Source organism: uncultured Bradyrhizobium sp., assembly GCF_964252615.1.
Lineage (GTDB): Bacteria > Pseudomonadota > Alphaproteobacteria > Rhizobiales > Xanthobacteraceae > Bradyrhizobium.
Genome location: NZ_CAXUNQ010000018.1, coordinates 73340 through 84226 on the forward strand (window position 1 = coordinate 73340; position 10887 = coordinate 84226).

General features: G+C 63.0%; 9 protein-coding genes. 7 read left to right on the forward strand and 2 right to left on the reverse strand.

Annotated elements, in window-relative coordinates; genetic code table 11:
• The first annotated feature begins 238 nt into the window (after positions 1–238).
• Complete coding sequence (locus ACFE72_RS12100; RefSeq protein WP_375413332.1) at positions 239–871, forward strand: PAS domain-containing protein; 633 nt, start codon at positions 239–241, stop codon at positions 869–871.
• Between the two features lie 183 nt (positions 872–1054).
• Positions 1055–2683, forward strand: coding sequence for an FMN-binding glutamate synthase family protein (locus tag ACFE72_RS12105; RefSeq protein ID WP_375413333.1), 1629 nt, complete (start codon positions 1055–1057; stop codon positions 2681–2683).
• A gap of 47 nt (positions 2684–2730) precedes the next feature.
• Here ACFE72_RS12105 and ACFE72_RS12110 read toward each other — a convergent pair whose 3' ends face one another.
• Together ACFE72_RS12110 and ACFE72_RS12115 are read right to left on the reverse strand one after the other, a co-directional pair.
• Positions 2731–4695, reverse strand: coding sequence for a carbohydrate porin (locus tag ACFE72_RS12110; RefSeq protein ID WP_375413334.1), 1965 nt, complete (start codon positions 4693–4695; stop codon positions 2731–2733).
• Positions 4696–5051: 356 nt separating this feature from the next.
• The gene (locus ACFE72_RS12115) at positions 5052–5855 is read right to left on the reverse strand and encodes a creatininase family protein (RefSeq protein WP_375413335.1); all 804 of its coding nucleotides are present in this window, start codon (positions 5853–5855) and stop codon (positions 5052–5054) included.
• 86 nt (positions 5856–5941) lie between these two features.
• Here ACFE72_RS12115 and ACFE72_RS12120 point away from each other — a divergent pair, with 86 nt between their 5' ends.
• The 5 genes from ACFE72_RS12120 (at position 5942) to ACFE72_RS12140 (ending at position 10601) form a co-directional block, all read left to right on the forward strand.
• Positions 5942–6955 carry an ABC transporter substrate-binding protein gene (locus ACFE72_RS12120; RefSeq protein ID WP_375413336.1) on the forward strand — a complete coding sequence of 338 codons (1014 nt, stop codon included), beginning with the start codon at positions 5942–5944 and terminating at the stop codon, positions 6953–6955.
• Positions 6956–7151: 196 nt separating this feature from the next.
• Complete coding sequence (locus ACFE72_RS12125) at positions 7152–7967, forward strand: ABC transporter ATP-binding protein (RefSeq protein ID WP_375413337.1); 816 nt, start codon at positions 7152–7154, stop codon at positions 7965–7967.
• Positions 7964–8800: an ABC transporter permease gene (locus tag ACFE72_RS12130; RefSeq protein WP_375413338.1), complete on the forward strand. Its 837-nt coding sequence runs from the start codon at positions 7964–7966 to the stop codon at positions 8798–8800. The genes ACFE72_RS12125 and ACFE72_RS12130 overlap by 4 nt, the downstream gene beginning before the upstream one ends.
• Complete coding sequence (locus ACFE72_RS12135; protein WP_375413339.1) at positions 8800–9786, forward strand: 2-hydroxyacid dehydrogenase; 987 nt, start codon at positions 8800–8802, stop codon at positions 9784–9786. Before ACFE72_RS12130 ends, ACFE72_RS12135 begins: the two co-directional genes overlap by 1 nt.
• A 143-nt stretch (positions 9787–9929) precedes the next feature.
• Positions 9930–10601 (forward strand): AprI/Inh family metalloprotease inhibitor, encoded by a 672-nt coding sequence (locus ACFE72_RS12140; RefSeq protein ID WP_375413340.1) that lies wholly within the window; start codon positions 9930–9932, stop codon positions 10599–10601.
• The last annotated feature ends 286 nt before the right edge of the window (positions 10602–10887 follow it).

Consider the following 10887-nt stretch of genomic DNA (forward strand, 5'->3'; position numbering starts at 1 on the left):
AAAATCGATCCTTTCGAAACCGCAACCGGCATCGTAGCCGATGCCTGCCGGCCGATCCAGATTGCAAGCGGCTCGCATCGCTGATCCCGTCCGTGCAAACGTTTGACAAAGGCGCTGGACCTGACGCTGCGATTATTTTCATGTTAGCGTCCGGCCGGTTGCGAATCGGGATCGGCGGGTCCTGTTGGCCGCATCCCCGCCCGACCTGTCTTCGTCTGCTGCGCACCGGATTGGCTCGATGCAATTTCAGAGAGCTCATGTCAGCATCGTCAGGTCGATCCGGCATGTCAGCCTGGTGCGGGACTGGCATCGCGCGCGTGGGACACGCCAACTGCCCGAGTTCACAAAGTTTGTTCCCAATGAGCGGGCCGGCGATGCCGCCGATCTGTCGATCAGCGATGTGGTGCGCGAGGATGGCAAGCTGTTTTATATCTGTCGGCAGGCCGGCAACCGCGTCGAGCAGATGTACGATGCGAGGATGCCGTCGCGGCATTTGAGCGATTGTCTCGATCCGGGCATGGCGGCGGCTGCAAAGCCGATCTGGGATGCCTGCGTCCTCAACCAGTTGCCGGTCTATGCGATCATTCCGCTGTCCGATCGGGACGGATGCCCGGTGACCGTCGAGCAGCTTTTTCTGCCCTACGCCGGTCACGGCAGCGCCGCCGAGGTGATGGTGGCGGCACTTTACGCCTGCAGCACCGAAGGCCGGTTTGCCCATCACGGGCTGCTCCGCAGGCTTGCCAAGGTGCCGTTGCACTGGGCCGTCATCATCGATCCGGCAATCGCAGCCGCGCCGCGGCCGGCCCGTGACCCGGTCACGGAAATCGATGACGTCCTGCTCAACGACGGGGTTTCGTCCACGGCGCGGTAAGCTGCGCGTTCTCAGCCCTGACCGACGGCGCAATGAACGTCCCGCGGTGCGCCGCCGGCTGCGGCGCCCGCTGCATTGCGATATGGCGCGTAACAATCATCATCGTTTTGGCGTAGGGTTGGAACCGATAGTGTAAACTGCGGCCAGAACGAAATGCTGGCAACCGGACGGCCGGGGGATTCCATGGAAACGCTGATGACTCCTTTTTCGCCGCGTTTCATCGTGCTGACGATCTGTTGCGTCGTGACGGTGCTGCTGACCGGAATAGCGGTCGTGGACCACAAGGTGATCAACCTCGTCGTCATCCCGATCCTCATTTTCGGCAGTCTGTCGGCGCTCGGTTTCCGCGATCTGCTGCAGCAAAATCACGCGGTGCTGCGAAACTATCCGATCTCGGCGCATATCCGCTTTCTGCTCGAAGAGATCCGGCCCGAGATGCGGCAGTATTTCTTCGAAAGCGAGAAGGACGGCATGCCGTTCAGCCGCGACACCCGCGCGGTGGTCTATCAGCGCGCCAAGATGGTGCTCGACAAACGGCCGTTCGGCACCCAGGAGAACATCTATGCCGAGGGTTACGAATGGATGCATCATTCGATGGCGCCGCGGCCGCATGCATCGGAAAAATTCCGCATCACCATCGGCGGGCCCGACTGCGCGAAACCCTATTCGGCGTCGGTGTTCAACATCTCGGCGATGAGCTTCGGGGCGCTCAGCCCGAATGCGGTGCGCGCCTTGAATGCGGGGGCCAAGAAGGGCGGTTTCGCTCACGATACCGGCGAAGGCGGCGTCAGCCCCTATCACCGCGAGAACGGCGGCGACATCATCTGGGAGGTGGGCTCGGGCTATTTCGGCTGCCGCAACCGCGCCGACGGCACGTTCGATCCGCAGGAGTTCGCCCGCGTCGCATCCGACGACCAGATCAAGATGGTCGAACTCAAGGTCAGCCAGGGCGCCAAGCCCGGACATGGCGGCGTGCTGCCGGCGGCGAAAGTATCGGAAGAGATTTCAAGAATCCGCGGCGTCGGCATGGGCGAGGACTGCATCTCGCCGCCGTACCACAAGGCGTTCTCGACACCGCTGGAAATGATGGCCTTCATCGGCGAGATGCGGCGGCTGTCCGGCGGCAAGCCGGCCGGATTCAAGCTCTGCGTCGGGCACAAATGGGAATTCCTGGCGATCTGCAAGGCGATGATCGAGACCGGCATCTATCCCGATTTCATCGTGGTCGATGGCAATGAAGGCGGCACCGGCGCCGCCCCGCTGGAGTTCATGGACCATCTGGGCATGCCGATGCGGGAGGGCGTCAATTTCGTCCATAACGCGCTGGTGGGCATCAATGTCCGCGACCGCATCAAGATCGGCGCATCGGGCAAGGTCGCCACCGCCTTCGACATCGCGCGCGCGATGGCGCTCGGCGCGGACTGGTGCAACTCCGCGCGCGGCTTCATGTTCGCGCTGGGCTGCATCCAGTCGCTGAGCTGCCATACCGATCGCTGCCCGACCGGCGTGACCACGCAGGACCCCTCGCGCAACCGCGCGCTGGTGGTTCCGCACAAGGCCGAACGCGTCTACAATTATCATCATGCCACGCTGCACGCGCTCGCCGAACTGATCGCGGCCGCCGGCCTCGATCATCCGCAGGACATCCGGCCGATCCATTTCACCCAGCGCGTCTCGGGCACTGAGGTCATGTCATTCGCGCGGCTTTATCCGTCGCTGCGGCCGGGCGAACTGCTGGACGGCACGCAGGATGCCCGCTTCAAGGACGCCTGGGCGCTGGCGCAGGCGGCATCGTTTTCGCCGGCATCATAACTCGTCATTCCGGGCTCGCGTCTTCGACGCGCCCGGGAATGACGACATCAGAACTCCCCGTGCAACCTTCCCGAGAAAACCGACACCGGTCCGCGGTCCGCATTGTAGGCCGGGTTGGTGATGAGCTGGTAATCGGCGGTCAGCGTGATCTGCCTGTTGAGCGCATAGGCGTAATAGGTTTCAAAGACCCGTTCGCGCCGGTAATTGAGCGCGCCGTCGCCGATCAGCACGCCGAGCCCGCCGGCGGCGATGAAGTCGCGATGATCTTTCGAGAGCGCGTTGACCGCGCCGCCGATCCCGATGACATCGTCGGGCCGCCCCCAGCGATTGCCCTTGATCGAGACGCCGGTGGAGAGACTGGCGTCGATATCGGTGAACGCCATGATCTCGGTCTTGCCGTCGTTCCAGCTCCAGCGGCCGAACAGCCCGATGTCGTCGGTCAGCGCCTGCTCGAGGTTGAGGACGTAGCCGTATTTGATGCGGCCCTCGCGGGTCTGCGCAATGTCCAGATTGAAGGCGGGGTTGTTCAGCGTCTCCCGGTAGCTCCCGGAATAGGCGCTGTTCAGCCATGCGATGGTGCGCAGCTTGCCGGGTTGCGAGAACAGCGAATAGCGCGTCTCGAGCTCCAGCACGTATTCGCCGCGCTGAAATACCCGCATGTCGAAATTGTTCGAATTCGACGTGCCTTCGATCAGGAAATAGCCGGCGCGCAACGCCCATTGCTTCTGATTGAGTTCGGCGGTCGCGCCATAGGTCAGGCCGACCTTGTCGGCGGAGTAGTCGAACGCCCCGGGCGCCCACAGCGACCAGTTCATGAAGTCCCTGCGGGTGTCCTTGGCGTAGGCGTTGCCGTCGAAAATATCTACCACGGCGAACTTGCCGGCCTGTAGCGTCAGGCGCGAAATGTCGACCTTGCCCGTCAACTGGCCCGGCGCGCTGGCGAGCTCTTCCTGTTCGCCGCCAAACCCGAAGGTCTGCCGCACAAACAGCCGCGACGTGTTGTAATGCGGGTAGGGGAAGTTGGATTTCTGCGCTTCCCCGTTCGGAAAACCCGCCGCACCGACGGTATCGTTCAGTCCGAATCCCTGCAGCAGTTCGGGGTTGTAATAGAGTTCGCCGCCTTCCCACAGCCGCATATTCAGGAACAGGCTGTTGCTCCAGGTCGCCTTCGCCTGCGGCGCCGGGGTCAGGCTGTTGGCGCCGCTGTAGGGCGCGCGGAAGCCGGGATAGCCCTGCGGCAGATAGGTGGTCTGGCCGTGAATCTCCCAGCGTTCGGATTGCGGATCGACCAACGATGCCAGCGGTGGCGCATTGGGATCGCCCGGCCAGTCGATCTTGCGATTGAGGCCGACGCGAAGCATCTGAAAGTTCAGCGTGGATGCCGTGCTCGCGCCGGAGTCGAACCGGACGCCGCCGTTCTGGAACCGGCTATAGAGATATTCGAGCCGCAGGCTCCAATGCGGCGCGAACGCGTATTCCGCGCCGGCGCCGGCAGCCCAGCCGAGCCGCATATCCAGCTTCTTTTCATCATTGCCGTCAGCCGGGGTGTTGAGAAAGCGCTCGCCGGTAAACGCCAGGCCGCCCGTGGCATAGAACAGCCAGGCTCCGGCCGCATAGCCAAGCCGGCCACGCACGGTGCCGACGAAATCCATTTTTTCGGTGACCCAGGACCTGGCCGTCGCCAATGTCGAAATCACGGAATTGCCGTCGATGTAATTGGGAAACGAAACGTCGGCTTCGAATCCGATTACGATCCGGGACGGCATCTGTACATTGTAGCCGATCTGCAACCCGCCGATCGGGCCGCCGAAGAAACTGCCTGCGGCAGCGGCGGCCGGATCGGTCAGCGTGGCGTTCGAAAATCCGCGGCCGAATCCGGCATGAGCGCCAAGATACAGCCCGTTCCAGTCGGTGGCGGGCTCAAAACGCGGCGCCTTGAGCGGAATGTCGGCCGCGGCCGCGCCGTCCAGCGACAGCACGCCGAGCGCCAGCCCCGCGAGGACCCGCTTCATGGCCGTTCTTGCGATTCGCGGTCGCGTCCCATCCCGTAAGGCCCCCCGCCCCGATCCGCTGCGTCGGGCTGCATGAGCGCTGCGGTTACCGAATTAACCCTTGGAAATCTCTGAAACAACCGATTCGGCGCGTGCGCTCGCACAACCGGACCGAAGGCGTCCCATTTGCAACTATAATTGCAACTCATTCGCAATTGCAAGAATGTTGTAAGAAGTGCGACAGCAGCGACATCGTTGCATGGCATCGGGCTGATGACCGGCGACGCGGCAATCTGTCCCTTCGAAACGACTCTTCCGAAGATGGATGGATACGCGGGTCAAGCCCGCATATGACGAGATGCGGGGATCCAGTAGGGCTAACCGGGGCCTTTGCGGAGCCTCACCACGTCGAACATGTCGACGTCCGCAAGCAATTCGCAGAATGCCCGTGCGCCATGATCGATCAGACGCCGGCCTTTCTCGGCAGAGGCTTGCGTGGCGTCGCCGGCGGCGCCGCTGGGATGAAGATCCTGTGCCTGCCACGCAAACGGCGCGGGGCGATGCGTCGAGAGCCAGCGATATTGCTTTTCCATTGCGATACTCGACGGCACAAAATTCGCGAGGGCTTCCTTGCGGACCTGATCCGGACAGCGCGCCAGCATGATCGAGGTTTCGACCGCGCCGCCGTGAATGCCGTGGCGCAACTCCTCCGCGGTAAACAATCCTTCCGGCACGCCGAAACGCGACCACGCCGTCGTCACCGCCAGAATGCCGAGCCGGGCGCGCAGATCCTGCGCAACGACGGTCATCGCCGCGCTGTTGCCGCCATGGCTGGTGACCATAACAAGCTTCCTGATGCCCGCGCGCGCGGCGGTCTCGCCGATCGCCGCCCATTCCTTCAGCGCGCCATCCGCGGAGCGCGTCAGCGTGCCGGGATAGTCGGTGTGTTCGGTCGAAATGCCGATCTCCTCCACCGGCAGAAACGTCGCGGGAATGTGGTCCGGCAACAGTTCGCGCACCCGTCCCAGATAGGCCTCCGCGATCAGGACATCGGTGCGCAGCGGCAGATGCGGGCCGTGCTGTTCGGTCGCCGCCAGCGGCAACACCGCGATCCATCGCGCCGCTTCATCGCCGGCGATGTCGGGCCAGTGGATCGCGGTCCAGTCGCGGGGAGGGGTCATCAAGCGCGGCATTTCTTTGCAACTGTTTGCAGGGTACAAGGCCCGCATCGCCCATCATGGGCCAGAACGATCGACGGAGTCCAATCATGCGCGCAGGCCGTTTGCTGCGAAGCTTAATGACCTGCCTTGCGCTCGCGGCGGCGTCGCCCTCTGCAGCCCAGACGCTGGACAAGCTGTCGTTCGGAACCAACTGGGTCGCCGAGGCCGAGCATGGCGGATTTTTCCAGGCGGTGGCCGACGGCACCTACAAAGCTTACGGCCTCGACGTCACCATCGTGCCCGGCGGACCCAACGTCAACAATCGCGCGCTGCTGATCGCCGGCAAGCTCGATTTCTTCATGAGCGCGAATACGCTGCAATCCTTCGACGCGGTGGCGAACAATGTGCCTGTGGTGACGATCGCTGCGATATTCCAGAAGGATCCGCAGGTGTTTTTGGCGCACCCGGAATCCAAGGCGACAAAACTGGAGGACCTCAGACCGCTGACGCTGTTCGTATCCAAGGAAGGCGTCGCCGGCTATTTCCAGTGGCTGAAATCCGAATACGGTTTCGCCGAGGAAAAGATCAGGCCCTATACCTTCAACGCGCAGCCATTCCTCGCCGACAAGAAAAGCGCGATGCAGGGCTACGTCACTTCGGAACCATACGCGGTCGAGAAACAGGCAGGTTTCAAGCCGACCGTCATCCTGCTTGCCGACCATGGTTTCAACACTTATTCGACCTTGATCGAAACACGGCGCGATTTCGCCGAGAAAAAGCCCGACCTGGTGCAGCGCTTTGTCGATGCCTCGGCGATCGGCTGGTACAATTATCTTTACGGCGACAACAAGCCGGGCAACGACATGATCAAAAAGCTCAATCCGGAAATGACCGACGATCTGCTCAGCTATTCCGTGGCCAAGATGAAGGAAAACGGCATCGTCGATTCCGGGGACTCGCTGGAAAACGGCATCGGCGCCATGACCGACGCGCGGATGGCGAGCTTCTTCGACAAGATGGTGCGCGCCGGCGTCGTCAAGCGCGATATCGATTTCAAAAAGGCCTATACGCTGCGCTTCGTCAACAAGGGCGTCGGCCTTAACCTCAGGCCGAAGAACTAGATCGTGAGCTCGAGCTGGCACCACACATTAAGCCGTCATCCTGAGGAGCCGCCCGCCTGCGCGGGGTCTCGAAGGATAGCCCCGGCTTGTGGTTCGTCCTTTGCGGCTGGCCGAAGACGGCGAGCACCTCAGGATGACGGCAGTGCCGCCGGATACGGCGTCGGGCACGTTGGCCAGGCGGGATTTGGCCCTGGACATGGCTGATCCCGTCGCAGCGCTGTCTGGTATTGATATCGGCCCTTCGGCCGACGTTGCCGTCAGCCTGCGTGGCGTCACCAAGACCTACGATAGCGGCGTTGTTGCGCTGGGGCCGATCGATCTCGACGTGCGCAAAGGCGAGTTCGTGTCGCTGCTGGGACCTTCTGGCTGCGGCAAATCGACGGCGTTGCGTCTGATCGCAGGGTTGAGCGAGCCGACATCGGGTGCGGTCCGGGTTGCTAATCGCGCAGCGCCGGCAGGGCAATCGATCGGCTTTGTGTTTCAGGAGCCGACGCTGATGCCGTGGACCAGCGTCCGTGGAAACGTCGGCCTACCGCTCAAACTCGCGCACGTGCCGCGTGAACAGGCCGATATGCGCGTCGGCAGGGCGCTGGCGCAGGTGGGGCTCGAGGAATTTGCCGGCGCATTCCCACGCGAACTGTCCGGCGGCATGAAGATGCGGGTGTCGCTGGCGCGGGCGCTGGTCACCGATCCCGACATTCTGTTGATGGACGAGCCGTTCGCCGCGCTCGACGAGATCACCCGCTTCCGGCTCAACAACGACTTGCTGGTGCTGTGGCGTAATCTGCGCAAGACCGTCATCTTCGTCACGCATTCGGTGTTCGAATCGGTCTATCTGTCGCAGCGTGTGATCGTGATGACGCCGCGCCCCGGGCGCATCGGCGCCGAATTTCGCATCGACGCCGCCGCGCCCAGGACCGAGGAATTCCGCACCTCGGCCGAATATGGCGCGCATTGCCGCGCGGTCTCGATCGCACTGGGGCACGCCGGGGGCGAGAAACGCTCCTCATGAGTTCACCGCAAATACCGCCGCTGGCTACACGGCCGCCGGGGTCCGGCAGCGGCAACGCGCGCGCCATACGCATCCTGCTGCCCGTCGCCGTCCTCGCTGCCGGCATTGCGGCCTGGGACATCGTGGTCCGTGTCAATGACATCCCGCCCTACGTGCTGCCGGGGCCGGGCCTGATGTTCTCGACGCTGATCATGGACTGGACCATTCTGTCGCAATCGCTGCTGACCACGCTATGGACCACTTTGGAGGGTTTCATCGCCGCGGCCGTCGGCGGCATCGCGCTGGCGCTGTTGTTCAACCAGTCGAAATGGCTGGAAGTTTCGCTGCTGCCTTACGCCATTATATTGCAGGTGACGCCGGTGATCGCGATCGCGCCGCTGCTCCTGATCTATCTGCCGCAGCAGACCGCTGTCGTCGTCTGCGCCTGGATCGTCGCCTTCTTTCCGGTGCTGTCCAACACCACGCTTGGCCTCAATTCGGTGGACCGCAATCTGGCCGGCCTGTTTCAGCTCTACGGCGCCTCGCGCGCGCAGACCCTGCGTTATCTGAAACTGCCCGCGGCGCTGCCCTATATCCTGGGTGGATTGCGCATCGCCGGGGGGCTGTCTCTGATCGGCGCCGTGGTCGCCGAAATCGCCGCGGGTTCGGCCGGGGCCGGTTCCGGACTGGCCTATAGAATCGCGGAATCCAGCTATCGCCTCAACATTCCCCGAATGTTCGCCGCGTTGCTGTTGCTCTCCGCCGCCGGGATTGTCATTTATATGCTGCTTGCGCTGGCGTCGCATCTGGTGTTGCGACGCTGGCATGAAAGCGCGCTTGGAAAGGAAAACTGATGGCTGCCGCGATTTCTTCGGAGAAGATAGATCTGGTGATTTACGGACCGCACAAACCCATCGTCGACAACGGCTTTTCCGACCAGTTCGTGCTGCACAAGTTCGAAACCCGCGGCGATCTCGATCGCCTGAACCCGGCGGTGGCCGAGAAGGTGCGCGGGATCGCGGTGACCTACAATTCGGTGCGCGGCGACAAGGCAATGCTGGCGCAGTTTCCCAAGCTCGAAATCGTCTCCAGCTTCGGCGTCGGCTATGATCACATCGACGCCGCTTACGCGGCTGAACACAACATCGTGGTTGCCAACACGCCGGACGTCCTCACCGAGGAAGTCGCGGATATCGCGCTTGGCCTCCTGATCGCCACTTTGCGGGAATTCGTCAAGGCCGACCGCTATTTGCGCTCCGGGCTCTGGACCACGCAGCAGTTTCCGTTGAGTGTCGGCTCGCTGCGCGACCGCAAGGTCGGCATGGTCGGCATGGGCCGGATCGGCCAGGCGATCGGTCGCCGGCTGGAAGCCTGCCGCGTTCCGGTGGTCTATCATTCACGCCATCCGGCCGAGGGCGTTTCCTACAAGCATTATCCCGACCTGATCGAGATGGCGAAGGCGGTCGATACGCTGGTGCTCATCGTCCCCGGCGGCGCTTCGACGGCGAACATGATCAACGCCGAGGTGATGAAGGCGCTGGGGCCGCGCGGCGTCATCATCAACGTCGCGCGAGGCTCGGTGATCGACGAGCAGGCTTTGATCGCGGCGCTGAAATCAGGCACCATCCTTTCCGCCGGCCTCGACGTGTTCGCCAACGAGCCGACCGTGCCGGATGAACTGAAGGCAATGCAGAACGTGGTGCTGTTGCCGCATATCGGCTCCGCCTCGGTGGTGACGCGCAACGCCATGGATCAACTGGTGGTCGACAACCTCAAAACCTGGTTCGCCGGCAAGCCGCCGCTGACGCCGGTTGCAGAAACGCCGGCGAAGGGGCGGTGATGCGATCCGTCGTTGCGAGCGAAGCGAAGCAATCCGGAGGCCACGCATTCCGTCATTCCGGGGCGCGACAACGTCGCGAAACCGGAATCCAGAGCGGGGCTCGGCGCTGGATTCCAGGTTTGTCGCCAGCGCGACGCCCCGGAATGACGGCGTTGGTGTTTTTGTTGGTTGCTTCGGCGACCGCTCCGGCGCAAGACGCCAACACGCTGAAAAAAGACATGATCGGGCAATGGGAGCTTTCCACCACCGAGCGCAGCAAGACCTGCGTGGTGACCTTGAAGGACGGGCCGGCGCAAAACCTGAAACTCGAGCTTGAGCCGGGCTGCGCGGCGGCGCTGCCGTTCACCAAGGACATCGCCGCCTGGAGCATCAAGGGGCTTGGCGACATCGTGCGGCTGCAGGACGCCGCGGGCCAGCCGGTGATCGACTTCACCGAAGTCGAGAGTGGAATTTTCGAAGGCCTGCGAACCGGCGAGGGGGTGTATATTCTGCAGAACCTCGCGGCCGCCCGGTCATTGGCGAAGTCGATGGATCAGATGATCGGCGACTGGTCGATGGTGCGCGGCAGCGGCCAGACGATCTGTGGCATGACATTGACCAACACCGAAGCCACGGCAGACAATTTCCAGGTCTTTCTCAAGCCGAAATGCGATCCCGCCGTCGCCGCATTCGCGCCGACGCAATGGCGGCTTGACCGTGGCCAGATGCTGCTGATGAACGCCCGTGGCGAAATCTGGCAGTTCGAAGCCGACGACAACGCGCAATGGCGCCGCGTGCCGGACAGCGTCGATCCGCTGATCTTGCTGAGGCAGTAGAAGGGCCGTCATCCCGAGATGCTCGGCCATTGTCGCGCAGGCAGCGAAGACTCCGCCGTCGTCCCCGCGCAGCGCTAGGGTATGCACCCATCTCGGCCGTCATTGCCGGGCTTGACCCGGCAATCCATCCGCTTGGAAACGACTCTTCCGAAGATCGATGGATACGCGGGTCAAGCCCGCGTATGACGAGATGTGTGAATCCAGTAGGGTCGAGCCCGGCCATGACGGCCTCCCCGTGTCCCGGGCGCGATGCGGCATTCTTCATGCCGCTTCGCAGAACCGGGAC